The organism is Nostoc sp., from assembly GCF_036917935.1.
In the GTDB taxonomy this organism is placed as follows: domain Bacteria; phylum Cyanobacteriota; class Cyanobacteriia; order Cyanobacteriales; family Nostocaceae; genus Nostoc.
Genome location: NZ_JBALEL010000016.1, coordinates 66,847 through 92,437 on the forward strand (window position 1 = coordinate 66,847; position 25,591 = coordinate 92,437).

The following is a 25,591-nucleotide window of genomic DNA, read 5'->3' on the forward strand; positions in this document are numbered from 1 at the left end:
GCCGGAGGCATTCGCCTCTTCTTCTGGGTCGAAAACAATCAGCCGAACTTGGTAGCGTTGGATTAATAAGCGTGGCAATTCTAAAATAAAAAAAGAACGATAGGTGTCTAAGGGAACTGCTAAATATAGAAGTCTCTCAGGTTGTTCTTCTTCAAGTGCTAATTGATATTTGAGATACTGTCCTAGAGCAGTACTAAATTCAGTTGTAGTAGATGGAGCAACAAAGCTTTTAACTTCAACGGCAATTTTTTCTTGATTTCGTTCAGCTACTAAAACTTTCTCTGCACCGAGGTCGATGTACATATCCAAACCACCAAAACGGAGGAAAAGCGGGTCATTAGTGATCAGCCAACCGTCTTTTTCCAAAGCCCGTCTTACTGGATCATGGAATATGTCTTTCGCCGCCATAGATTCCTAGCATTTTTATTTGGTCATGCTTTGAGTGTAACTGTTTTAGCTCTTTGTATAAACACTGATATTGTATCTATATCAGCCTTTTTCGGTACTATAAAACTAGCTTAGTGCCTACCAAACCTGACTTAAATCCAAAACAAACCCAGGTAGCAACGGTTCACCATAAAGCGTCTTAGAGGTTGTTTGAAAAGTGGTCGGCTGTGATAAGCTAAACCACATCTAGTTTGCATATCTAAAATTTATATAACTCTTGTGGGGTGGGCATCTTGCCCGCTCTAATTATGCAAGTTAAATGTGGAACAGCTTATCAGGCACTTATCGATCCCCCCTAGCCCCCCTTAAAAAGGGGGGAAACGGAATCAAAGTCCCCCAATTTATCGGGGGATTTAGGGGGATCTAAGAGTATTTGATACATCACTAAGGACTTTTCAAACATCCTCTTAGGGTTATTCAATACTTGAATCGCAATATTAGGACGATAAATAAAAACTTGGCGTTGTTTTCTATCAATTAACCAACCAAGTTGTGTTCCATTATCAATATACTCTTGCATCTTATCTTGTAAAACTTGCAAGCGATGCCTACGGCGGTAAACTACGCTCTCAGAGCGCAATTCAATCACAAACTCAGGACAAATCGGTGCAAATTTTTTTCGCAGTTCCGGTGATATGGCTTCCCAGCGATCGCGTTTTATCCAGGCTGCATCCGGTGATGTCTACGACGGGCTATTCGGCGTCGCACCGCACCATTGGGCAAATGTAAACCCACCACTGGAACCAAACCCTACAGCTGTACCATCTTGCTTTGTCCAAATACCCAACTGAACAATAACGTCAAAGTTATGTTGATCAGTTTCGGAACCGGTAGGGGGCATAATCACTAATTCTCCCACAGCATTGCGTTCGATACGAAAGTCGCGGTTTAGCTGACAAAATTCGTAAAACTGGTCTTCGGTTAGTGCGTAGGCGTAGCCCGTCGTAGACATCGCAGGTTGCAATTGCAAAACCATTGGTATAATTTCTGTAGCTACAGGTAAGTTGGTATTCATAATTGATTTTTGGGACTTCACCTCTCTTCAGGATATATCTTGGCAAAATTTTAGGGGTGGTTTCGTAACCACCCCTTTATTCCCCTAATAATTAGAATTTACTTGCAGCCCCGTTAATGGGAAGTTAATTTACTCAGAAATATTAATCGAACTTTCAACTTGAGAATTAGCCAATGTTGGTGCAGAGAAGATACGCGAGTACAGACTTGATGGTTGCTGATGAGCAACAACTGGTAGAACTTGGCGAGCATGGGCGGCTAATTCTACTGCCTTCACATCATAAGTCTGCGTTGCTAACTTTGGATAAAACCCAATACCGATGATTGGCAGCAACAAACAAGCGGTAATAAATATTTCGCGGGGTTTGACATCAGATATCACAGCATCCAAGTGCAACTCTTTACTTTGTTCACCGTAGAACACTTGACGCAGCATCGATAGTAAATAAATCGGTGTCAAAATCACGCCAACGGCTGATAGCAGCACGACTACAATTTTGAAGCTGGAACTGTAAACATCACTGGTGGCGATACCCAGAAACACCATCAACTCACCCACAAAACCACTCATTCCGGGTAAGGCCAGAGATGCCATTGAACCAATGGTAAATAGAGCAAAGGTTTTGGGCATTACCTTGGCCATACCGCCCATTTTATCCATCATCAAGGTGTGGGTGCGATCGTAAGTCACGCCAGAGAGGAAGAACAAGCTAGCAGCAATCAAGCCGTGGGAAACCATCTGTAGCATTGCACCGCTAATACCCAGTTCTGTGTAGGAGGCAATCCCAATCAACACAAACCCCATGTGGGCAATTGAAGAGTAAGCCAAGCGGCGTTTGAGATTGGTTTGGGCAAAGGCACAGCAAGCACCGTAGACAATGTTCACTACACCCAAAATCGCTAATACTGGCGCAAAAGTCACATGGGCATTAGGCAACATTTCCACATTGAAGCGGATGAGGGCATAACCACCCATTTTTAACAACACACCAGCCAAAATCATCGAACCGGGTGCTGATGCTTCACCGTGAGCATCAGGTAGCCAAGTGTGTAAAGGGAAAATCGGTAACTTCACACCGAAGGCAATTAAGAAACCTGCGTAAACCAACAATTCCAGGGTTTTGGGGTATTCTTTCATTCCCAGAGCCGCCATATCGAAGGTAACGGTATCTCCAGAGAATGCCATTGCAAAACCGGCAATCAAGATAAATATTGATGCAGCGGCGGTGTAAAGAATGAACTTGGTAGCCGCATAACGGCGGTTTTGTCCTCCCCAGATGGAAATCAGCAGGTAAACCGGCACTAACTCGATTTCCCACATCAGGAAGAACAGCAGCAAATCCTGGGCGACAAATACGCCAAGCTGGGCGCTGTACATCGCTAACATCAAACCATAAAATAATCGCGGCTTGGTGGTAACTTTCCAAGCCGCGAATATTGCGAGGGTATTTATTAAGCCTGTCAGAAGCAGTAAGGGCATCGATAATCCATCAACCCCCACCGCCCAATGCAAACCCAACTGCGGTATCCAAGGATAGTTTTCTACAAGTTGCAGTCTTGAACTCTGGAAGTCGTACTTATACCAAAAGGCATAAATCATCAGTGCAAAGTCGGCGATCGCAACTCCCAAACCATACCACCGGACAGTTCTACCTTCTTTGTCTGGGATTAGGGGGATGGCTAAGGCAGCCACCAAGGGTAAGAGGATTATGGCTGTTAGCCAGGGAAATTCAATAGCATTCATCACTTCTGACAATCAATTTGCTTTCTCGCTTTTAGTTACATTATATTAAGGAATTTTGACTTTTGTAACCTTTAGTGAAGTCTAAAAGATTAAATTTTTGCTTTCAACAGGAATATATACTCATCGAATGTCAATTTTTCAGGATAAATAAGAATAAATACTTATCGGATTTTGCCGCTTTCCATTTAAGATGTAAACTTTTGCAACGTCAACAAAAAACAGCAGCTAAAGCCACCGCTATAATATCGTTACATTTTATGGTTAAGCCTAATTCCTGTGATGTAGATAAAATTCCTACCTTCTTCAACGCCTCATTCTCACCAATTATTTAGGCAATGAGTGCATTTTTCCTGCGATCACAATTTTTATGACAGGAATAGACATATTTTAGGGGAACGACTCCAACTCAAATAACGTAAGCATCTTGGACTTAGAGTACATTTCTGTTCCATTGCTACTCGCAAGCACTTTAACCCAGAGAAAATTCACAACAATTTCAACGTTAAGCCGATTTATTTTGATACATTTATATAGGATGAGCAAATTAATTTTTTAGATTTTATTAAATTATTCAATCAACAACTGAAATTTTTTATTTTTCCGAAGACTATCAAAATCTGGGTCATTTTTGGCTGTATTTTTAATTTCTTCAAGATTTAACATAATTGCGCTTTTTAAATTTTTTATTGCTCGTATAGTATTACCTATTAGTGCATAAGCTCGAGCTTTATTATACAAAGCAATATGATTATCAGGTTGATTTTTCAAACCTTTATTTATGCTAATAATAGCTTCTTGATAACGCCTTAATTTTATAAGAATAAAGCTTTTATTAAAGCAAGCTATATAGTCATTAGGTTTAAATTCCAGAGCTTTGTTGCAACTAGCAAGCGCCTCTTCATAACAACCCAAGTAATACAATGTACAACCTTTATTTGCCCAACTTAGTTCAAAATCAGATTTCAATTCAAGCGCTTTATTGAAGTTGCTAAGAGCTTTTTCACAAAGTTTAAAGTCTTCTTCCGAAAAATGTTGATTATAAAAATTGGGTAAGCTCAGACCAATCTCTAAGGCTTTATCGTAAATAGCTACTCTTCCGTCATTAGAATATTTTTTAAGCAGTAAATAGCCTTTATTATTCCATGCAAAGTGGCTATCGGGTTTAATTTTCAGTACTTTATCAAAACACACTATAGCTTCTTCATAACATCCTAAGTTGTAAAGAACATTTCCCCGGTCATACCAAGCTTCATCGGAATCAGGTTTAAATTTCAATGCTTGGTCATAGGAGGCAAGGGCTTGTTCATACTGTTTTAAATTAAACAGTGCTTTGCCTCGACTGTTCCAAGCTTCGTATTTATCAGGTTGAATTTTTAGGGCTTGGTCAAAGGATGCGATCGCTTCTTCAAGGCGTCCTAAATTTCCTAGTGCATTGCCCCGATTGTTCCAAGCTTCGTAATTATCAGGTTGAATTTTTAGGGCTTGGTCAAAGGATGCGATCGCTTCTTCAAGGCGTCCTAAATTTCCTAGTGCATTGCCCCGATTGTTCCAAGCTTCGTAATTATCAGGTTGAATTTTTAGCGCTTGGTCAAAGGATGCAATCGCTTCTTCATTGCGTCCTAAATTTCCTAGTGCATTGCCTCGACTGTTCCAAGCTTCGTATTTATCAGGTTGAATTTTCAGGGCTTGGTCAAAGAATGCGATCGCTTCTTCAAGGCGTCCTAAATTTCCTAGCGCATTGCCCCGATTATTCCAAGCTTCGTATTTATCAGGTTGAATTTTCAGCGCTTGGTCATAGGAGGCAATCGCTTCTTCATACTGTCCTAAACTAAACAGCGCATTGCCCCGATTATTCCAAGGTTTGTAATTATCAGGTTGAATTTTTAGCGCTTGGTCAAAGGATGCGACCGCTTCTTCATACTGTTCTAAATTAAACAGTGCAATGCCCCGATTGTTCCAACCTTCGTATTTACCAGGTTGAATTGTCAGTACTTGATTATAGGAAGCAATTGCTTCTTTATACTGTTCTAAATTAAACAGTGCATTGCCCCGATTATTCCAAGCTTCGTAATTATCAGGTTGAATTTTCAGCGCTTGGTCAAAGGATGCGATCGCTTCTTCATATTGCCCTAAATTCAACAGTGCATTCCCACGATTGTTCAAAGCTTCATAATTATCAGGTTGAATTTTCAGTGCTTGGTCATAGGAGGCAACCGCTTCTTCATACTGTCCTAAATTCAACAGTGCATTGCCTCGATTGTTCCAACTTTTGTCGAAATCAGGTCGAATTTTCAGCGCTTGGTCATGGGAGGCAATCGCTTCTTCATACCGTCCTAAATTAAACAGTACAATACCCCTATTATTCAAAACTTCGTAATTATCAGGTTGAATTTTTAGCCCTTGGTCGTAGGAGGCAATCGCTTCTTCATGCTGTCCTAAAATTAATAACGCAGTACCACGATTATGCCAAGTCTCGTCCAAATAAAGTTGATTTTTTAGCGCTTGATCATAAGAGGTAATCGCTTCTTTATACTGTCCTAAAATTAATAATACAGTACCAAGATTATGCCAAGCTTCGCCAAAATCAGGTTGATTTTTTAGTGCTTCTTTATAAGCTAAAAATGCTCCTTTACTATCTTGTTCAATAAAAAGCAAATTCCCCAGTTCCAACAGTAATTTACTTTTCAACTCAACTGTTTGATGGTCTTCTGCAATTAGTTCTTGAATTGTTATTATTTCTTTATTCCTTTCTTCTGCTGTTAAAGTAGTATATTTTTCATAGTCTCCTGCCGGGAATATCCGTGATGATTCTTGTTTTAGAGTTTCTGCATCTATGGGAAATTCAAACATTCCAGAACGCCAATCAAAAAAATCAGGAGCGCGTTGGATAAAATACTTAATAGCAAATTGAGGTAGCAAGAAGACAAAACAAATATTAAAGTTATCTCGAAAACTTTCCCGCTGTTGGTTGAGGTTAATTAAAACAGGTGGCACACCCTTCCAACTATATGAATAAATATCCTTACTATTCCAACCAGTCAACATTTTACATTCTTCATATTCATAAAATGAAGAATGTAATCCTGTAATAAATAAAATATTTATGCTCTCTCTGTTATTTAATTTATCAATTATTTCGTATAAATTGCTAACCGATTTATCTAATCGTAAAACTTCTATACTTTTATCCTTAATATCTTCCTTGACTTTGGTAATTATCCGCTCACCTTCGGCTGGAGAACAACGGACAAATAATAAGCCAAAACCTTCTATAAAGTTAAAAGTACGGACTAATGCTTGGTATTCCTCGTCTCCCTTTACTGCAAAATCGTTATCCCAATTCGTCAGTTTTAATACCATAATCGTAGTCAGATAATACTAACTATTAGCGGGTGATAATACAGTTACTTATCTTCGGATGGGTACAAGAGATTGTAAATGTCTTTAAATTCTTTAATTCCTTTAATGAGAGGATGAATATCATACCAAACTTTGCTACTTCCCTGATCATCCAAATAACGATATTCTAAAATACAACGATTAAATAATAATCCGCGATACAGTGGTTCATTTTCTATCTGTTTAGAATGATATACTTTAGCCAGTGCCTCCCATTCATTAGCAAAGACGGTATTTCTATAAGTATTTCGCAACTCGCTAATTGACCGTTCTAAGGCTCTATTACTAATCGTGTTGGCGTTAGTATATTTAATTGCTTCCTTCATTAATAATAACAAATTCCGCACATGACCACCACTCATCAGGCATAGTTGCTCTAACGCCTCCCTCTGCTCAAACATATCCACAATAGATAAACTAGCATTTATAGAACTCAGCCGTTTTTGCAGGACTTCCATAACTTTATTTATTCCATTTTGGTAGCTTTGATTGTCAGGAGTTTGCACCATAATCATTGGCAATACCTGAGCATTTCCATAGATATTTGTTATATCTACTGCTCGATTAGAATAAAGTAAAGAAATAGGTACTGTGTAAACTAGATGGCAATCTAAAGCCTGGAGTTGTTCACTGCGGTCTAGAAAAATCTGCTCATGATTGCTACGTCCATCTTCTTGAGCAATAGGGACTATCCGATCTAAGTTGTCAGCAATTAATACTAGTTGAGAATATCCTGGAGGTAAGTTATTTTTTGCATCTTTAATAAAATCATTTAACGCTTCAATTAAAGTTATTGTATGGGGATTGACTCGCTCGCGAATTTTTTGACGTTGGCTAGGTTCGGCTCGTAAATTTGCTGTAATTTTGGCAAATAGGGAGATTTGCGCTTCTATGGTTAATTTATCTAGGGATACTTCAGTCAGTGCTAAATCTTTTAAATCTTGCCAGCGGTTGTTTAACCATTTCAACAAACTATCAGGAGAAGCATTATCTTTTAACGCTTCTAATAAGTGTCGTGTACAAGCTAAGAGAATATCTGTATATTGGGCATCTTCTGGCTGAATATCTGCTTCATCGGCAGCAAAATAAACCACAAAGCAGCCTTCCTCATCTAAATATTTTCGCAATCGCAGCAATTCTGTTGATTTTCCTGCACCGCGATGACCTGCATAAAGTTGACAAGTCATTCTATCTGACAACAAAATCTCTTTACCTATTTCTACTAGGATGTCGCTATCTCCCCGCACAGCCTGACAATCGACATATTTTGGATCGCCAGCAGGTAAGGGTCGAAATGGGTCGAAAACATTGTATATCCGCTTTAAAAGTGCAAAATCTTGCGTCATAGGTTAAAGTCTCTCGCTATGGACGATTTTAGCAAGAAAAGCAGAAAGCAGAAGCTAGCATTCCTTCTGCCTTCTTCACCAACTGTCTTGTGATGTCAAATGGTTATTGAAAAAATTAATGTTATGTAAAGTATTTCTAGTTTAGAAATGCTGGCATTAAACAATCCGGTTGACAATTGTCCACACTTCCCCATCAGAGCGAACATAGGGAACGGAGATTGTCTTGAACCCAGTAATGAAGGGCTTATAATAAATCTGCCAATACATTGGACTCAGTTCATTGGCACAAGCCTTCAGAAAACGGACTTCTGCGGCCAGTTCCCCAGCTAGTTCATTAATGCGTTGAGCATGAACTTGAGCGACTTCTTTAGCTGACTCTAGCTGCTGCTGTTGGATAAGTTGTTTTGATTCACCTTGCGATCGCACTAATTTACCTTGTTTTTGTTTTATCTGCCCTTCCAAGGCGGCGATCGCTGCATCTATGCCTTGAAGTTCAACTGATAATTGGGCATTTTCTCTGGCTTGACGACGGTACGCTTCCACCATCGCCTGGGGTGAATCATTCTCGCCAGAGATGACATTATTAATAATGAGTGCAGCGCGTTCTTCTAAAAGAATCTGAATTTGAGAGTTAAGCGCCGCCATTTCAGCCTGAATTTGCTCCATAAATCGAGTTTTAAGTGCTGAGTAAAATAGTAATCTGATTTTTTAAAAGCTTTTTGCGCCTTGGGTATCGAGAGAAAGCGATCGCACCTCGGCTGTAATTCCTTCTTCTTGCCAAGCAGCTAACACCGCCGCCTCCACAGCCTTTGAGTGTAACTTATCCGCCAAAGCTAACAGTGTCGGCCCCGCACCACTAATCACCATACCATAAGCACCAGCACTAACAGCTGCAATGTTGAGAGCATCATAACCAGGAATCAAAGCTTTGCGATAAGGCTGATGCAATTTATCTTGCAAAGCTGTCTTTAACCATTGTCCGTTACCAGTTTCCAAGCCGCGCAACAATAACCCCAAATGTGACGTATTGAAAATCGCATCGGCGCGACTCACCTCAGTTGGAAGAACGCCCCGCGCCTTTGAAGTAGAAAGTTCAAAATCAGGAATAGCCACAACTGGTACAATATCTTTATGCCAGGGAACATCACAAATTTCCCAACCTGCGCCACTGGTAGCAGCGAGACGACATCCTCCCAACAAAGCTGGAACTACATTATCAGGATGTCCTTCCATTGCGATCGCTAACTCCATCACCTGCGACTGAGACAGAGTTGCACCCTCAAGTTGATTAGCCGCAATCAACCCACCAACAATTGCTGTCGCCGAACTACCCAAACCTCTCGCCAACGGGACACCTAACTTAATCTCTATTTTCACAGTCGGCGGTGTCTGCTCTATATGTTGATAGAATTTGACAAAGGCTTGGTAGAGAAGATTACTCTCATCAGTTTGGACTCGTTCAGCTTCCGTACCAGTGGCATAAATAGTTAGCCCACCTTCTTCTAGGCGAGTGAACTTGAACTCGTTGTACAGCTTTAATGCTGCACCGATGCAATCAAAACCAGGCCCCAAATTCGCAGTTGTGGCGGGAACGGTAACAGTGATAGCAGAAACAACAGACATTGGTAAAACTCACTAATCATCAACCAGCATCCCATGTATTGGTAGCACTTTGGGGCTAGTTTTTGATGTTCTTTAATCCAGCACTATCGCTACCTAAAAAATTGTGTTTTTCGCCCCGTTTTCGAGAGAATTTTAAGCACTATTACTTATTGACAAATTGTTTATGATCTTAACTGTTATCGATGGTTTGAGACTGTGAATGCGTAAAACTTATTATTAGACTTAAACCCGCCTGGGATGCGGCTGTAGCCAGAACCCCAGTACACTGTACCATCAACTACTGCTGCACCTGCAACTACTGATCCCCCACTGTTAAAATTCCACAGAATCTTACCAGTCTTTGCATCTAATGCATACATGTTATTCTTATCGGCTCCTGATGCCATCGAGCCAGCATACACCACTCCATTCGCTACTGTCATTGGAGCCATATCTCTTTCACCTGTTGGATCTGCTGTCTGCCAGATAATTTTGCCAGTAGCTGCATCAAGCGCACTCCATGACCCACCCTTAATAATCTCACCTGAAGGATCTAATGTGTACTTCTCAAATCCGTAGTTTGAAATCGCTACATAGATTTGTTGATCATCCGTAGCCGAACCCCACATTATTCCACCAACAGGACCACCAGGACCAACAATTCGGCTCCAGACGACTTTTCCAGTATCCCGGTCAAGCGCCCAAAAGACACCACTCTTCTGACCAGCACCAAGTAGGTCGCGCGATTTTCCAGCATTTTTAACAGTGAAAAGCATCGGTGCCTGACCGAAATCATAATCTGGTCCTTTGGGGTCAGGGCAATTGGAGATAACGCCATAGTAGCAGGCAACAGTCCAGGTATCGTATCCCTGTAGTTTATTTGCCCACTTAATCTTGCCAGTGTCGAGATCAAGTGCGATGATTGCGTCAATATAATTCTTGGGATCGAGGCATTGCGACTCATCAGGAACTGTCTGTGAAGAGAGTTTTGCAATACAATTTCTTACCGTTCGAGGCACATTGTAGTTATTGCCTGTTCCTATATACACCAAATTTCGCTTTGGATCGATTGCTGGTGTGCTACCCCATACTGCTCCACCTGAGTAGCCATCGGATTTACCATAATTTTCCGGTACAGTGTAAGTTTTCCAAAGAAGCTTTCCAGTATTCAAATCTACCGCCGTCATGCTTCCACGGAATGTGCAGCATGGGTAGTTCGGCTGGTTTGCTGCTGTTTCCTCAGAAGAGGCAACTCCAACATACACACGATTGCCATAAATGGTCGGTGATTGGGTAATAATAGCATACGGGTGCTTGTCAAGTTTTGTTTTCCAGATTAGCTTCCCAGTATCTTTGTTAACTGCTATCAGGAAAGCACCTTCCTGGCTACCAATAATCACTTTATTCCCGTTAAGTGCTGGACTTGTGCGCGAGACAGCTTTTGGGATAGTTGGATCATTAATATAGCTGGCAATGCTATTTGCCCAAATCTGTGTACCCGTCTGTGCATCAATCTTAAAAAAATTACCGCCCCAGTCTGGCATATATACAGTTTTATCTACAACTGCTGGTGTTGCAGAGAGTTCACCACCTGCACTAAAAACCCATTTGGGAGACAAGTGTGTTACGTTCTTTGGATTGAGGTATTTCTCACCTGCTTGAGAGCGAGTATTGTTTAAGTTCTGACCACCCAATCTCCACTGATTATCCGATCTACACGGACTTTCTTTAGCACTACTGCTAATTGTTGGCATGACAAAGACTAATGCCACTGTAACAATTGCAAGCGATTGTTTACAGGATGAATAAGTTTTAATCAGAGTCACTTAAAATTCCTCCGCTACTACTAAAAAGAATTTGCTATTACTTGACCGCACTTTTAGTTAAAAATCTCAGCTTATTGAAGGTTTTCAGAAAGTAAGTAATTAGGCTTTAAACTAATGTCTCTCGTGAGCTTTAATCCACTTTTTACAAATTTGATGACTATAGGGTAAAATGGTAACAATGCGATCGCTACTATCGTTCCGATAAACGACAAAACATCAATATTTTATGTAAATAGGGGCTATCAATGACGCGCAATAGGCAATACTCCTAAAGAAAGCGAAGGTATTATTAATCAAAAGCAGGCGCTCACTTACAATCACGGTGAAAAACTTATGCGACTGTTTCATTAGTTTTTCAAAAGCTACCTATGAATTTTATTGAGTAATAATTTCCCGAAATATAGCAAAATAGCTTATTTAAATGGTTTTTTTGAGTACTTTATTTTGCTTAGTCAACACAGCTGTATATTTATCACTATTTCCAGTCCAAGTAAACTTCTTTACCCAATTTTTAAGATGTAAACTTATGTAAAATCTAATACATTTTCAAATGCTTATAAGCGAAATTTTATCCTTTGGACAAATGTATTTTGTTCGCTTATTTAAAAGTCGATATTTTATGAAATTTTGTTTTGTTCTTGATAAAAACGGAATTTCTTCTTGTAACAGAAATAATTTTGTGATATATGATTGTGCTGAAAAGTACATAAGTTAATTTTATATGTAAGCTGAAGACATTTATTGTCAAGCAATAATCAAGTTTATACAAGCTTTATATAATGCTGTTACCTGTGATAAATCTGACTTTTTCCGTTAAGTCTCAAAAAGCTTGCTCACAAAGGATTGAAGAGAAAGGTCAGTATATACGGTAAAGTAATTGAAATCGGGTGCTAGAGGTAACAAAGAACATTGGACTGGTGGGAGAAAAATTTTGGAATAATGAGCGCGAAGTTTTTCTCCCAAACAAGCCAAGCTGTTAACAGTTAGTTGGGCTATAGAAGCCTAGACAATAGACAATACCCTTTTCGACAAGTCTATTGGTGAAAAAGCTTATTTCAAAGTTCCCAAAACGGGCGCTACCTCAACCTCGGAAATTTGCGGAACCAAGAAACCCTTAGCATAAATCTGAGGATTTGTTTGCGAGACTATGGCATAAGACTGGCGAAGATTAGCATTGACTGCGACTGTCTTCACGTCGTACATCTGCATCGCCATCTTGGGATAGAAACCAATACCAATAATCATCAGCAGAAAACAGGCAGCGATAAACACCTCACGCGGTCTAGCATCGTCGTAGACTGCATCTTCTGGCACGAAGCAGTCTGTACCAAAACAAACTGTTCCATCATCTTCTTGATTTTCCAAGCCTCCATTATTAATATCGCAGATGAGGGCTGCACCGTCACCATAAAACACCTCTCGCAGCATAGAAAGTAGATAAATCGGTGTGAGGATGACTCCAACGGCGGCGAGAAAAACCGTGACGGTGCAGAAAGTCGAACTGTAAACGTCACTGCTTGTCATCCCAACAAATACCGAGAGTTCCCCAGCAAAGCCGCTCATGCCGGGAAGTGCTAGGGATGCCATTGCTGCGATTGTAAACAGGGCGAAGACTTTGGGCATGGCTTGACCAATACCGCCCATATCTTTCATTACCATTGTGTGGGTGCGATCGTAAGTAACACCTGCTAAAAAGAACAGCACCGATGCAATCAAACCATGTGAAATCATTTGCAACATCGCGCCGTTGATTCCCAAATCAGTGAACGACGCTATCCCAAGCAGTACAAACCCCATGTGAGAAATCGACGAATAAGCCAAACGCCGCTTCATATTCGTCTGTGCAAAGGAGTTCAATGCACCATAGATAATGTTGACAACACCCAGAATGGCTAGAACCGGCGCAAAGTAAATGTGTGCATCGGGAAGCAACTCAAGATTCAGGCGAATCAGTCCATATCCGCCCATCTTTAGCAACACACCAGCCAAAATCATCGACACAGGCGAGGATGCTTCGCCGTGGGCATCAGGCAACCAGGTATGCATGGGGAAAACAGCAAGCTTGACACCAAATGCAATCAACAACCCTGCATAAAGTAGCAATTGTAGACCAAGGGGATATTCCTTCTTGGCGAGGGCGGTGATGTCAAATGTCATATCACCGCCGCCGTATAACCCCATTGCCAGGGCTGCTACCAAAATAAATATAGAAGCGGCTGCGGTATACAACAAAAATTTCGTAGCCGCATAACGACGCCTTTGCCCACCCCAAATGCAGACTAGTAAGTAGACAGGAATCAGTTCTACTTCCCACATAATGAAAAATAGCAGCAAGTCTTTGGCAACGAACACCCCTACCTGTGCGGAATACAGCACCAGCATCAAAAAATAGAACAGGCGGGGTCGGTGATCAACTTGCCAAGCTGAAAATATCGAGAGTGTGGTGACAAATCCGGCTAAAAGCACAAGTGGCGCTGAAAGTCCATCGACTGATACCGCCCAGTTAAAACCTAACTGAGGCACCCAGGCATAATTTTCCACCATTTGAAAACTAGCACTGCTGGCATCGTAATGCTTCCAAAAGGCGTAGCACATCAAGGCAAAATCTGCAATACCTACACCCAGTGCATACCACCGCACGCGCTTACCATCTTTATCAGGCAACACAGGGATGAGCAGGGAAGCAACAAGTGGCAGTAAGACAATCGCGGTAAGCCAGGGAAATTGATCCGCTATCATGTATGTATATAAAAATACTTATTTAGTCAATTATGTCATTATACTAAACTTTGTAACAATTTCTTCATAAATATTTGTTCCAGTTAACCGCTGTTGGGGATTACTTGCTCACGGTACTAATCCAGCACGCAAAGCCCGGACAGCAGCCTGTGTACGGTCTGCAACACAGAGTTTATTCAGAATACCTCGAACATGAGTTTTGACAGTACCGACTGTTAGATAGAGCCTTTTAGCAATTTCTGCATTGTCACAGCCAGCGACAATCAACTCTAAAACATCCATCTCCCTGTGAGTTAAAGGATAGCTGACTATACTTTTCTCAGTATCTGGGTCAATACCTTCAATCAATACTCTTTTTCCAGAAGCACCTCTACTGCCATCGGGGAAATCTTGACGTATTTGTTGTAGTACAAGGTCTGCGATCGCTGGATCGATCCATGAGCTACCTGCATAAGTCGTTTGCACAGCCTCCACTAGTTTCTCAGTTTCGATATCCTTCATGCAATAAGAATCTGCACCTGCTGCAAATGCGGCTAAAACTGCTTGTTCGCTATTCTGCATTGTTAAAATTAGCAGTTTTGTTGTATAATCTTCATTCTCTGCTTGATATTGCCTAAACGTGCGTGTTAGCTCAATCCCATCCATGTCAGGCAAACCAATGTCAATAGTAGCAACATCCGGCTTGAGAGTTTTCAGAAGCTTAATGCCGTCGGCTGCATTGGCTGCTTCACCAACAATGTTGAACTCTGGCTGGGTTTGCAAGGCAGACCGCAAGCCGATTCTAGTCAGGTTGTGATCTTCAATCACAAGGATCTTGATTTCACTCATAGTTGCTTAACTTTACTGTTATTCATCTAAAGTACAGATTAAAATAATCTCGTTCTTCTATTCGGGATCTTATACAAAAAGCAATGCGTTTGGTATTATTCCCTGAACTTCATCTACCATTAGACATAGATAACCTTATCTTGTAAGCTTTTCTAAGGCAAGAGTTCCGATATGACAATATAATTCAATCAACAAATATTTTTATACATTAACCTGATGATCGATGTTTTATGGTAAACAATTTTTCATTAAAAATCTGGTAGTAAGGAAGAGTAGGTGACTATTAAATAGTTACCCTTGCTTTAACTAGGATTATGCACAGAAAAGGGACTAAAGTACCTCACGATATCACCCAGACACTGATATTAGTTGGATAATCAGACGGCTAAGATACTTGTAAAAAACTCATATTACTTAACTAAATAGCACATGTGATAAACAAAAATAAGTGTTTTTACTTATGAAAGCAGGTATTTAACTCAGGAAACTCTAAAAGAAAATGTGAATCCTTAATCATCTCAGCGCTGGTGAAGTAAGCTATTACTAGATTTGCTAGGGATAGCCAAGCACTTCTTTTTTTTATTTAGCCATGTCTTTAACTAAAACTGTCAAAAAAGATAAAATTCTCGTTGTCGATGATGTTTTTGACAATCTACTGGTCTTAGAAGCAGTCCTAGAAGATGAGGACTATGAAATTAGCTTGGTAGAAGATAGCAAGATTGCTCTGGCTATGGTTGAGGAGTCACCACCAGACATCATTCTCTTAGATGTGATGATGCCGGAGATCGATGGCTATGAATTTACTCGACGCATCCGAAAGAATCAGGCGTTGCCATTTATCCCGATTCTGCTGCTCACAGCTCACTATGAGTCTAGCGTTGTTGAAGGACTCGACGCTGGTGCAGATGACTTTATTCGTAAACCATTCGATCCTGATGAACTACATGCACGAGTGCGATCGCTTCTGCGCCTCAAGCATAGTATCGACGAACGAGATCAGATGGCTAACCTCCGGGCAGATTTTGTCTCGCGTTTTACTCACGATTTACGCATACCGCTAGTAGCCTCCAACCGTGTATTAAAATTATTGCTGTCAGGCAGATTTTGCGAAGTTTCGCCACAATTGCAAGAAATAATTGATACCATGATTGGCAGCAATCAAGACCTGCTGGAAATGGTAAATACCTTGTTAGAAGTTTATCGTCATGAAGCGGGCTGTAAAACCTTAAAAATTTCTCCCTGCAATATTCAGGAATTAGTTAGTGAAGTTACCCAAGAATTAACTCCCTTAGCTGAAGAGAAAGGATTGGCTGTAAACCTTGATAAAGGCGAAATTGCAAGCACCGTCATGGGTGATCGCATAGAACTGCGACGAGTTTTGACAAATATCATCGGCAATGCCATCAAATTTACAGACAAAGGTTCTGTAGATATTCACTGCTATCTGACTCCGGTAGCTGTGAATATTGATATCCAAGATACAGGGCCAGGAATTTCTAAACCAGATCAGGCAATATTATTCGAGCGATTTCGTCAAGGGAAACACCAACGTTCTGGTAGTGGTTTAGGACTATATCTATCTCGCTGCATTATCGAAGCACATCAAGGCACAATCGATGTCATATCTCAACCAGGACAGGGTAGTACATTCAGTATCCGTCTACCTGTAGCTGGCGAAAACTAAAAGTAGGTGGACAAAAAATTATTAATGATGACCGGATTTTAGACTAACAGATGACAAGTTGAAACTCTCAGGGCTGAGTTGACAAGCTACACCTTATTCAATACGGTTCGGTTAAGGTGCATAGGTTTTAAAGATCCCCCTTAGTCCCCCTTAAAAAGGGGGAAATAGAGCGATTTTTAGTCCCCCCTTTCTAAGGGGGGTTGGGGGGATCGTGTCTTATCCGAACCGTATTGACACCTTATTTGTAAGAGGACTAAATCTAAGTTAAGCGATCGCACAGATCCAAAGCTAAATCTAATATCTATGGGTTCATTGCTAAGACATCGGCGATCGCAATCCGTGTCAACTAGTGATATCATATCTGCGATTCTGACTTAATCCTAATTCCTCAATGCTCAAGCCAAAATCAAGCCAGATTCCGAAACCAACTCGCTACCAAAATGCAGCGATAGATTATTACATGGGACTCACAAATTCTTCCTATCTCCATTACGGGTATTGGGAGCCACTACCTACTCAAGATGAAGAATTAACTTTAACTCGCCTACGTAAGGCTCAGGAAGCTTATACAGACAAACTTTATTTTCTGAAAAGTCCTCTTGTCGGTATCAAAATATTTTAGATCCCCCTAAATCCCCCGATAAATTGGGGGACTTTGACTCCGGTTCCTCCCTTTTTAAGGGGGGTTAGGGGGGATCAAAGTGCCTAAAATCACAGCCAAATACTTTTCAAACATCCTCTAACTTCGGGTAGATAGCGATGATGATAAACCGCCGCTGGAAGTATTGGCTACTAAAAACCTATATAAATAAAGCTTTGGCGCGAATTTAGAAATATTTCATCACGATTGAATTAGTTGAGTTATATGTCTAAACACCAACTACCAACTCTCAATATGTAGACTCTCGGATACAATCTGATGCATCAGTTAACATTTTTATCGGATGTTATATCTTGATTACAATAATTATATTTACAGGTTTTAATATCTATAATAAACGCCGCGCTGCTATTCTCTGGAAATAAATTGCTTCCTGAGAGAAACTGTGGCATTTGGATATGAATAAAAAAAGAGCTTGAAGAAAAAGAATATAAACAATGAAGTACTTATTTATAGTTTGGGTGCTTATACTATCTTTAGTCGCTCCTAATCCAGCGATGTCTGACCACAAGCCGCTTTCCGTCTACGCTGAAACAAGACACCCCTACACCTTAATACCTGGACTTGGCACAATTCACCATCCAGTTTCTACTTCTAATCCCCAAGCGCAAGAGTTTTTCAATCAGGGATTAAATTTGATTTACGCTTTCAATCATGATGAGGCGGTGCGTTCTTTTCAATACGCTGCCAAACTCGATCCGCATTTAGCGATCGCATATTGGGGCATTGCTTTAGCCTTGGGGCCCAATATTAACTCAGAAATAGACCCCAACCGGGAATTAGCTGCTTACCAAGCGGTACAGCAAGCTTTGACACTTTCTACCCAAGCATCTACCCAAGAACGAGACTACATTACCGCCTTAGCAAAACGTTACTCTCAAGATGCCGATGCCGACTTGTCTCAACTAGCGCTTTACTACGCAGAAGGAATGGCAACCCTAGTTAAGCGCTATCCTGATGATTTGGATGCGGCGACACTTTACGCTGAAAGCTTGATGGATCTGCATCCTTGGCAGCACTGGACTAAAGATGGCAAGCCACAGCCAGATACAGAAAAAATTGTAACTATCTTAGAATCAGTTCTCAAACGTAACCCGAATCATACGGGAGCTAATCATTACTATATCCATGCAGTGGAAGCTTCACCTTCCCCAGAACGGGCCCTTGTGAGTGCCAAACGACTCGGAACTCTAGCGCCAGCAGCGGGACACTTGGTACATACGCCTTCTCATATTTATTTTCGTGTGGGAGATTATGAAGGGGCAATGCGGGCAAACAAGCAAGCGATCGCTCAAGATGATCTTTACATCAAAAAATATCAAGTCCAGGGCACTTACCCGATGATGTACTACAACCACAACATACATTTCCTCATGGTGGCCAGCAGTATGGCAGGAAAATATAAAGATGCTCTCCAAGCCGCAGAGACGTTAGTTGCGAATGCTACTGCCATTGACCCGTATGCAACAATGCTTGAGGGATTCCTGGGCAGCAAAATGCTGATTCAGACACGCTTTAGTGACTGGGATGTCATCTTAAAAACTCCTATCCCTGATGCTAAATTGCCCACTACCACAGCACTTTGGCATTTTGCTCGCGGTATGGCAATCGCTGCCACAGGCAAACTTAAAGATGCAGCAAGTGAAAGCCAGGCATTGCTGGCCGCCAAACAGGTAATTCCCATCGAGGCAACCATTGGATTCAGTCCCGCCAGTCACATTTTAGACATTGCCTCAAAAGTTCTAGACGCCAAAATTGCTAGAGAAAAGCATGATTATGAATCTGCCATTCAATTGCTAGAAAAAGCAATAGTAGTTGAAGATACTTTAAAATACGTGGAACCACCAGATTGGTACTTTCCGACGCGGGAAGCTTTGGGTGGTGTGCTTTTGGCTAAGGGTGACTATAGAGAGGCTGAGAAAGTCTTTCGTGCTGATCTAAAAAAGTATCCCCATAATGGGCGTTCTCTATTTGGTTTGCAGGCAAGTTTGCAGGCATTGGGCAAAGATGAGGCTGCTCAAGTTGTCAAAGCGGAATTGGAAACAGCTTGGAAAGGTGATGAGCAGCAACTTATACCGTTTTACTTTAATAATGATACAAATACGTTGGTAGGGGCACAACAATGCTGTGCCCTTACAAGAAATCTTTATGTATCAGGGTTTGTGTGAAATGGTATTAACATCGCAACTTAGGTTAATTATCCGAACTTGAGATTACGCCACTTGCTCCCATTTTCCTAAAAAAGAGGCTAGCGCCTTTCCTGATCCCTGATCTACGAGAATAGACGCGTCTCACAGATCAGGGAGAAGACTCGTGTAGCTTGCCACCGTAGGCATCGCAGTCGCTTTCATCGCGGGTTATCCAAAAAAATACAAGTCAGCATAGCTTTATATTTGTTGCCTGAGTTTGCCTTTCGTATTAAAATTTTGGAGTAATGCTTAATGGTTAATGCAGTCAAACGTTCAATTCGGATATTAAAGATGCCCCCCTGCATGTCTGATTTTCTATATCACCCTACAGAATTTATTTTCTTCCATTTCCAACCCCTTTTTGCGGTGGACTGTATTTAGGGTATGTGGGGGCGGGCGATCGCATCTAAGCGATCGTGTCACTGGTTAACTATCTACTAGATGCAGAGAGTTGACTCGTATGTCATCCTATGATTAGGAGAGTTAATTCAGTGATGTCTTTGGTTTTAGTATTGAAAGGCTTTTTCCTTTTAGTATTTACAGACTTCTCAGAGAAATTAAAATCTCTACACAGTGATGATTTTGGAGATAATCGATGTCAATTTATGTAGGTAACCTCTCTTATGACGTTACACAAGAAGATTTAAGTGGTATTTTTGCAGAATATGGTACTGTAAAGCGCGTTCAAGTACCTACTGACCGTGAAACAGGTCGTCCGCGAGGCTTTGCTTTTGTGGAAATGGGAACTGAAGCTGAAGAAACCGCTGCCATTGAAGCTCTCGACGGTGCTGAGTGGATGGGTCGTGACCTGAAAGTGAATAAGGCTAAACCCAAGGAAGACAGAGGTGATAGAGGTTCCTTTGGTGGTGGTAACAGAGGAGGATACGGCGGCGGCGGCGGTGGACGCGGCGGACGCTACTAACCTGGGAAACAAAAAAATTTACCTAGAGTCTTAAGGTCAGACAAGGAGTCTGTCTTTTTTTTGTAATGTTACCAAAGCAGTGCTGAGTGCCCAGGAATAAGTGCTTGTCCTTATTTCAATACTTCTCTACGAACGCGAACAGCGTGTCGCAGACAGAGGCTGCGCCAACGACAAGCTCTGTAACCATCCCCTAGACTTATCTATGGGCTTACTCAGCACTTAGCACTCCTGAATGCCTGCATAGCCATTGATGAAGCCAACTTAGTAGGAGAAATAATGACCCAAGTAATTGTAGGTGACAATGAACACATTGAGTCAGCCTTACGACGATTTAAGCGAGAAGTTTCCAAGGCTGGAATTTTTCCAGACATGAGAAAGCATCGACATTTTGAAACTCCCCTAGAAAAACGCAAGCGCAAAGAAGTCGCCAAGCACAGACAGAGTAAGAGAAGTTTCCGTAATTAAAGACTGACATAGATATAAAGGAAAACCCTCATAAAATTTATGAGGGTTTTCCTTTTGCCGATTTTAAAATCAGGAAACCTCAAGAAACGCTAAAATCAAGTCAGCCTTTGTATTGTAGCGGTTGTGTCCCACATCACTTAGAGTGCGGCTCAAACTGCAAAATCTTGATTTTCTAGTATAATGCCTGCAATTCAGTTGATTATCGACTGAACATCCACAAATGAGCATTATCTGAGCATCCAATGAATGGTAAACAGCAATAAACCCGCTACTAGCAAGACTTCTAAAGGCAAAGTATCCATATACGTAGAAAAAGGCAGGATCAAGGCTAGACTCCCTAGACAGTACTTCGGAGGTGAACAGCCAAGAATAGCGCTAGGGATGGACGCAGAAGCTTTTTTAATGCTCATTTTCTCACTCGCCTTTACCCTGCCTAAAACGGGTTTTCAATTTTTTGGCTATTTTCCTTAAAAAATCGAGTTGTTTTTCAGTTCTGACTCTCATATTCCTAGTTGTTTAACAATTTATTTAACAACTAAAAACATAAGAGATAGAGTGAAGTATGACTGTTAGAAACGAGCATTCAATGAGCATCAACTTCGAGCATCAATTTATACCAAAAACGGTACTTTTATCATTTAAAGTTGAGCTTTTGAGCATTTGTTGAGCATTTTACTACAAAAAATGCCTAAAAATACTGATTATGCCTTCTCTCTCGGTTCACTGTATAAATCCTGATTGTCAACGTCCTTATCCTCAGCCTTGGGGAAACAAATTTTGTAACAGCTGTGGCGCACCGCTAGAGTTGTTAGACCGCTATGTTCCACTTCAGCCGTTGGGATCGGGAGGATTTGCTCAAATCTACACGGTTTGGGATGAAAAAACTCAAACCGAGAAAGTTTTGAAAGTGTTGGTAGAAGATTCGCCAAAGGCACTGGAATTATTTACCCAAGAGGCGGCAGTTTTATCTGGCTTGCGGCATCCGGGCGTCCCCACAGTCGATGCCAATGGATATTTTCACGTAAACCTATTTAATCCCAAACCCCACCAACTACCTTGTTTGGTAATGGAAAAAATCAATGGGCGGACTTTAGAGGAGATATTAAAAAAGTTTCCCCAAGGGTGTCCAGAGGATTTGGTTTTAAACTGGTTTGCCCAATCTCTACAGATTTTACAAGAATTACACAAACGTCAGATTATTCACCGGGATATCAAACCTTCTAATTTAATGCTGGGCACATCTTCACCATCTTCAAGCCAGTCTCAAGGGCAAACAGAGGGCGATCGCCTGGTATTAATTGATTTTGGGGGAGCGAAACAATTTAGTGCCTCTAAGCTGCGTTCTCAGTCTAGTTCCACGCGATTATTCTCTTCTGGCTACAGTCCACCAGAACAAGTAACTGGAAGTATTGTCGGCCCAAGTGCCGATTTTTATGCCCTTGGTCGAACGATGATTGAACTACTAACAGGCAAATACCCGCTAGAGTTAGAAGATCAGCAAACAGGGAAATTGCGCTGGCGAACTACGGTGAATGTCAACCCGCAACTAGCAGATTTGCTAGATGAGATGGTGCAGGAGGATGTGCGATCGCGTCCGGCAAATGCAGCTATAATTCAAAAACGTTTGGCGAAGATTTCTCAACCATTACCGCCACTAGGGTTATTTGCCCAACTGCGAGACAAGATTAAACAAGCCTTAACGCAAGCATCCCAGAGATTTACACTGCTAACACAAGCTATTGAACAAATTTTAGCTAACTTTAGCCAAGCTGTAACTAAAACCGTTATTTTTATCGCTCAGGCGATCATCAAAATTTTCCAAGCTTGTTTGGCGACGATTTGGGCGATGATCCTGAGTAGTATCGGCGCTTGTTTTGGTGCGATCGCTGGTTTTATTTTGGCCTATCGTACCAGCTTGGGGCATCAGGTTGTGGAATTTATTGGGAGTCAGCTAAACCAATTAGTGCCAAATACTCAACCAGTCTTCGGGGCAGATATTTTGGTGTTCGTCGCAGCAGGCTGGGGAACCGCATGGGGACTGACAGTCTCCGGGTGTTTTGGTCAACGGCGGCGGTTTTTAGTGGCCTCCCTGATGGGGATGATTAGCTATGGCTTTGGCTGGTTGATTTTGCAATTAATCACACCAAAAGATAGCGGCGAGGGCTTAATGGGAGTGATTTTAATGGCAGTTTGCCTACTCACCTTGAGCTTAGGACTTCGCAGCCATCATATAGTTTACGCTGTGTTCGCTGCCTTTGGGAGTGCGATCGCCTATGCAGTTTTGATTCTTTTGAAGTTAGCACCTCCGATCTTCCAATTTACTAGTCAACCAGCCTGGTCAGAGTTACAGTTTCCTCTGATTTTTTTTGGTTCTGTGGGCTTGTTTATTAGCTTCTGGTTAGGAGTGAGTTATTACCTAATTGTCCCTGGATTGCGCCTTTTAGGATGGCGATGAAGAAGGTAGGGAGCAAGAATTTTAGATTTTAGATTGAATTTAATCCAAAATCCTTAATCAAAAATTGAATTGCCCATGCCCAATACCTAAAAACAAGATCCCCCTAGTCGCATTTTTCATCGAGCTAGGGGGATCACATATTTGGTAGTCTATAATTGGTTCGGTATACTTCCTTACAACTCGATTCTATAGCCTAGATTTTAGTTTGAGTAGTCTTACCATTAGAATTTATCGTATTTTTACAGCTTCTTAATCAATGCTTCATCCCTGTTCTTCCTTAGAGAAGCGGTATATGTAAGTATGACAATACGCGATGTGCGTAATTTGTCATTTTTGTAGATATCTGTAAAAAAAATGAAACTTAAGATTGTTGCTACCGTCGCCCTATTAGCTTGTTTCGGGTTTGCAGAGCAAGCCGTTGCATTAAATCAGCTAGACTTGGATCAATTAAAGGCAACAAGTGCCTGTCCTCGGTGTAATTTGAGTGGTGCTGACCTAACTAAGCTGAATCTAACTGGAGCAAATTTGCGAGGGGCTGACTTGAGTGGCGCTACATTATCTCAAGCTAATCTCACGAATGCCGATCTCACCGGTGCAAATTTAGAAGGTGCGGTTCTAAATTCGGTCAATCTCAGTGGTGCTTCTTTAACAGGAGCAAATTTAAAATCAGCATCCCTGGAAAATGCCGATTTATCTTATGCCGGTTTTATCAGTGCCAATTTAGAAGCAACAAACTTAAAAGATGCCAAATTACAGTTTACTAATTTTCGGGGGGCTAACTTCCGACTAACAACTCTGGCTAATGGTGTCGTCACCTCCGACAAACCTTATGGCTGGTCGTTAGAGCGTCAAAATTCCAGAGAATGTAACGAGTTTAAACCCGAAAATACGCGAGGCACAACCTGTTATTCAAAATAAGTAGTACTGCAAGGCGGAATTCAAAATTTAAAATTCAAACAGGTATACAGCGTAAGCTTTTCATTGATTTGGAATGGGTGGTTTATTGACGCCGTATTGTACTAGCTTTGAGTCGGTAATTGACCTCAAAGACTCGTTAATGGAGGGTGGTGGTATAGACAGTAGTGATTTTCTGTTTACTAGCTCTTATGAAGCAAGGCTTTCAGGCTTGGCGATCGCTACATATTTACCACTACCCTATATTAAGATTGGTAGTATTCTGACAACACTTGATGGAAGTGAGTAATTCCATATTCAATGTCTGCAAGCTGAACTACACCATAAGCTTTGGAATGAACACTCGCTTGTAGTGAGCGCACCACCCTAAAGTCTTCATTTAGCACCCGATCAAATTCAGTCCGAAAGTCATCGTGATTGTAAGGAAATGCTTCAATCTGTGCTTTTGTTTGATAAATAAAAACCTCAAACTTAGTTTTTGTCGGAGATAAGGGAGTCAGTCGAAAAACTGAAACTTTATCTCTTGCAGTATTAACCATCATATTGGGAAAGATGAAGCCCTGGTAAGATTGTCCCCTTGGTTCTCCTGAAAAAGCGGGGTGATCTTTCACAAATTCCTCATCTGTGAAGGGAACAAATATCTGGTAGTGTCGCCCAGTTGGAGTATAGGTAATATTTTTTGGATCAAAACACTTTAAACTTTGAGCATGAACAACGGACAGATGATAGCACTCCAGATAATTCTCGATCGGAAACTTCCAGTTGGCTGGTTCTTCATAAAACCAGCGATCAACCTCTTCAAGTTCCTCCCAAGGGTGCTGATATTGTTCTAGGTAGACTGGGAATCCTGCCAAATGACTTACTAACGATTCCCCTTCTAGTTCTGGGTGAACAAAGATAAAGCCGCCCCATGTCTCTACCCGTCCCGTGAGTAGATTAACAGCCGATTTATCTAAATTGGGAAAACATTCAGCGCGAGGTAGACCTTTGAGATTGCCTTCCCAATTGAAGTTCCAACCATGATAGGGACAACGCACCCGTTGGCAATGTCCCTGCCCCTCCAAGATACGTGCTCCCCGATGTGGACAAACATTGTGCATCGCTCGTAATTCGCCGTTGTTAGTACGAATCACGAACATGGGCTGATCGCCAACTTGGCAAGTTAGATAATCACCGGGAGCAGGTATAACAGATTCACGTCCTACAAACTGCCAGGTATTATTCCAGATCGTTTGCTGCTCATGAGCAAAAATTTGGTCACTAAAGTAGTAGTAACCAGGTAATCCAAAGTTCGGTTTATTAGTATTAGAAGTTTCATCTATAAATGAAGGATTGGTTAAGATATTCATGGTGTT

General features: G+C 41.3%; 17 protein-coding genes and 2 pseudogenes. 8 read left to right on the forward strand and 11 right to left on the reverse strand.

Translation table 11 applies throughout. The features are described from left to right. Nucleotides 1-15 precede the first annotated feature (15 nt). From V7K62_RS07335 to V7K62_RS07380, 10 genes and pseudogenes are all read right to left on the reverse strand, one after another. Nucleotides 16-408, reverse strand: a pseudogene (locus tag V7K62_RS07335) (XisH family protein); the annotation flags it as partial. Nucleotides 409-742: 334 nt separating this feature from the next. After that, nucleotides 743-1,462: pseudogene (locus V7K62_RS07340) on the reverse strand (Uma2 family endonuclease). Between the two features lie 129 nt (nucleotides 1,463-1,591). Further along, on the reverse strand, nucleotides 1,592-3,205 hold the full coding sequence (locus tag V7K62_RS07345; RefSeq protein WP_334863152.1) for an NAD(P)H-quinone oxidoreductase subunit 4: 1,614 nt from the start codon (nucleotides 3,203-3,205) through the stop codon (nucleotides 1,592-1,594). Between the two features lie 567 nt (nucleotides 3,206-3,772). After that, the gene (locus V7K62_RS07350) at nucleotides 3,773-6,565 is read right to left on the reverse strand and encodes a tetratricopeptide repeat protein (protein ID WP_334863155.1); all 2,793 of its coding nucleotides are present in this window, start codon (nucleotides 6,563-6,565) and stop codon (nucleotides 3,773-3,775) included. 44 nt (nucleotides 6,566-6,609) lie between these two features. Then, nucleotides 6,610-7,950 carry an ATP-binding protein gene (locus V7K62_RS07355; protein ID WP_334863157.1) on the reverse strand — a complete coding sequence of 447 codons (1,341 nt, stop codon included), beginning with the start codon at nucleotides 7,948-7,950 and terminating at the stop codon, nucleotides 6,610-6,612. A gap of 156 nt (nucleotides 7,951-8,106) precedes the next feature. Continuing rightward, nucleotides 8,107-8,616 carry a hypothetical protein gene (locus V7K62_RS07360; RefSeq protein ID WP_334863160.1) on the reverse strand — a complete coding sequence of 170 codons (510 nt, stop codon included), beginning with the start codon at nucleotides 8,614-8,616 and terminating at the stop codon, nucleotides 8,107-8,109. Between the two features lie 42 nt (nucleotides 8,617-8,658). After that, entirely contained in the window at nucleotides 8,659-9,573 is a 915-nt protein-coding gene (gene thrB / locus V7K62_RS07365) for a homoserine kinase (RefSeq protein ID WP_334863163.1), read from the reverse strand. 176 nt (nucleotides 9,574-9,749) lie between these two features. Further along, complete coding sequence (locus tag V7K62_RS07370; protein WP_334863165.1) at nucleotides 9,750-11,378, reverse strand: outer membrane protein assembly factor BamB family protein; 1,629 nt, start codon at nucleotides 11,376-11,378, stop codon at nucleotides 9,750-9,752. Nucleotides 11,379-12,428: 1,050 nt separating this feature from the next. Continuing rightward, entirely contained in the window at nucleotides 12,429-14,117 is a 1,689-nt protein-coding gene (locus tag V7K62_RS07375) for an NAD(P)H-quinone oxidoreductase subunit 4 (protein ID WP_334863167.1), read from the reverse strand. A 108-nt stretch (nucleotides 14,118-14,225) separates the two neighbouring features. Then, a complete protein-coding gene (locus tag V7K62_RS07380) occupies nucleotides 14,226-14,945 on the reverse strand; it encodes a response regulator transcription factor (RefSeq protein ID WP_334700199.1) in 720 nt (239 codons plus the stop codon). A 589-nt stretch (nucleotides 14,946-15,534) separates the two neighbouring features. On the opposite strand from V7K62_RS07380, the gene V7K62_RS07385 reads away from it, so the two are divergent. The 8 genes from V7K62_RS07385 to V7K62_RS07420 all read left to right on the forward strand — a co-directional run bounded on the left by V7K62_RS07385 (nucleotide 15,535) and on the right by V7K62_RS07420 (nucleotide 24,525). Beyond that, nucleotides 15,535-16,629 carry a hybrid sensor histidine kinase/response regulator gene (locus V7K62_RS07385; protein ID WP_334863169.1) on the forward strand — a complete coding sequence of 365 codons (1,095 nt, stop codon included), beginning with the start codon at nucleotides 15,535-15,537 and terminating at the stop codon, nucleotides 16,627-16,629. A gap of 391 nt (nucleotides 16,630-17,020) precedes the next feature. Further along, nucleotides 17,021-17,251 carry a hypothetical protein gene (locus V7K62_RS07390; RefSeq protein WP_334863171.1) on the forward strand — a complete coding sequence of 77 codons (231 nt, stop codon included), beginning with the start codon at nucleotides 17,021-17,023 and terminating at the stop codon, nucleotides 17,249-17,251. A 476-nt stretch (nucleotides 17,252-17,727) separates the two neighbouring features. Next, nucleotides 17,728-19,458 (forward strand): tetratricopeptide repeat protein, encoded by a 1,731-nt coding sequence (locus V7K62_RS07395; RefSeq protein WP_334863173.1) that lies wholly within the window; start codon nucleotides 17,728-17,730, stop codon nucleotides 19,456-19,458. A 616-nt stretch (nucleotides 19,459-20,074) separates the two neighbouring features. Further along, nucleotides 20,075-20,401, forward strand: a complete 327-nt coding sequence (locus tag V7K62_RS07400; protein WP_190732485.1) for an RNA recognition motif domain-containing protein — start codon at nucleotides 20,075-20,077, stop codon at nucleotides 20,399-20,401. A gap of 276 nt (nucleotides 20,402-20,677) precedes the next feature. Continuing rightward, nucleotides 20,678-20,866, forward strand: coding sequence for a 30S ribosomal protein S21 (rpsU, locus tag V7K62_RS07405; protein WP_012407716.1), 189 nt, complete (start codon nucleotides 20,678-20,680; stop codon nucleotides 20,864-20,866). Nucleotides 20,867-21,569: 703 nt separating this feature from the next. Continuing rightward, complete coding sequence (locus V7K62_RS07410; protein ID WP_334863176.1) at nucleotides 21,570-23,321, forward strand: serine/threonine protein kinase; 1,752 nt, start codon at nucleotides 21,570-21,572, stop codon at nucleotides 23,319-23,321. A 354-nt stretch (nucleotides 23,322-23,675) separates the two neighbouring features. Beyond that, nucleotides 23,676-24,239 carry a pentapeptide repeat-containing protein gene (locus tag V7K62_RS07415; protein ID WP_334863178.1) on the forward strand — a complete coding sequence of 188 codons (564 nt, stop codon included), beginning with the start codon at nucleotides 23,676-23,678 and terminating at the stop codon, nucleotides 24,237-24,239. A 73-nt stretch (nucleotides 24,240-24,312) separates the two neighbouring features. Beyond that, nucleotides 24,313-24,525, forward strand: coding sequence for a hypothetical protein (locus tag V7K62_RS07420; protein WP_334863179.1), 213 nt, complete (start codon nucleotides 24,313-24,315; stop codon nucleotides 24,523-24,525). Here the strand turns inward: V7K62_RS07420 and V7K62_RS07425 are convergent. Further along, nucleotides 24,482-25,585 (reverse strand): aromatic ring-hydroxylating oxygenase subunit alpha, encoded by a 1,104-nt coding sequence (locus V7K62_RS07425; protein ID WP_334863181.1) that lies wholly within the window; start codon nucleotides 25,583-25,585, stop codon nucleotides 24,482-24,484. The genes V7K62_RS07420 and V7K62_RS07425 overlap by 44 nt on opposite strands. Between the last annotated feature and the right edge of the window lie 6 nt (nucleotides 25,586-25,591).

Bases quoted from the DNA above. Each gene is read 5' to 3' on its own strand.
- V7K62_RS07360 (WP_334863160.1), bottom strand. From the start codon at position 8,616: ATGGAGCAAATTCAGGCTGAAATGGCGGCGCTTAACTCTCAAATTCAG.
- rpsU (WP_012407716.1), top strand. From the start codon at position 20,678: ATGACCCAAGTAATTGTAGGTGACAATGAACACATTGAGTCAGCCTTA.
- V7K62_RS07395 (WP_334863173.1), top strand. From the start codon at position 17,728: ATGAAGTACTTATTTATAGTTTGGGTGCTTATACTATCTTTAGTCGCT.
- V7K62_RS07380 (WP_334700199.1), bottom strand. From the start codon at position 14,945: ATGAGTGAAATCAAGATCCTTGTGATTGAAGATCACAACCTGACTAGA.
- V7K62_RS07390 (WP_334863171.1), top strand. From the start codon at position 17,021: ATGCTCAAGCCAAAATCAAGCCAGATTCCGAAACCAACTCGCTACCAA.
- V7K62_RS07385 (WP_334863169.1), top strand. From the start codon at position 15,535: ATGTCTTTAACTAAAACTGTCAAAAAAGATAAAATTCTCGTTGTCGAT.
- V7K62_RS07355 (WP_334863157.1), bottom strand. From the start codon at position 7,950: ATGACGCAAGATTTTGCACTTTTAAAGCGGATATACAATGTTTTCGAC.
- V7K62_RS07420 (WP_334863179.1), top strand. From the start codon at position 24,313: ATGGGTGGTTTATTGACGCCGTATTGTACTAGCTTTGAGTCGGTAATT.
- V7K62_RS07345 (WP_334863152.1), bottom strand. From the start codon at position 3,205: ATGAATGCTATTGAATTTCCCTGGCTAACAGCCATAATCCTCTTACCC.
- V7K62_RS07400 (WP_190732485.1), top strand. From the start codon at position 20,075: ATGTCAATTTATGTAGGTAACCTCTCTTATGACGTTACACAAGAAGAT.
- thrB (WP_334863163.1), bottom strand. From the start codon at position 9,573: ATGTCTGTTGTTTCTGCTATCACTGTTACCGTTCCCGCCACAACTGCG.
- V7K62_RS07415 (WP_334863178.1), top strand. From the start codon at position 23,676: ATGAAACTTAAGATTGTTGCTACCGTCGCCCTATTAGCTTGTTTCGGG.
- V7K62_RS07410 (WP_334863176.1), top strand. From the start codon at position 21,570: ATGCCTTCTCTCTCGGTTCACTGTATAAATCCTGATTGTCAACGTCCT.
- V7K62_RS07350 (WP_334863155.1), bottom strand. From the start codon at position 6,565: ATGGTATTAAAACTGACGAATTGGGATAACGATTTTGCAGTAAAGGGA.
- V7K62_RS07425 (WP_334863181.1), bottom strand. From the start codon at position 25,585: ATGAATATCTTAACCAATCCTTCATTTATAGATGAAACTTCTAATACT.
- V7K62_RS07375 (WP_334863167.1), bottom strand. From the start codon at position 14,117: ATGATAGCGGATCAATTTCCCTGGCTTACCGCGATTGTCTTACTGCCA.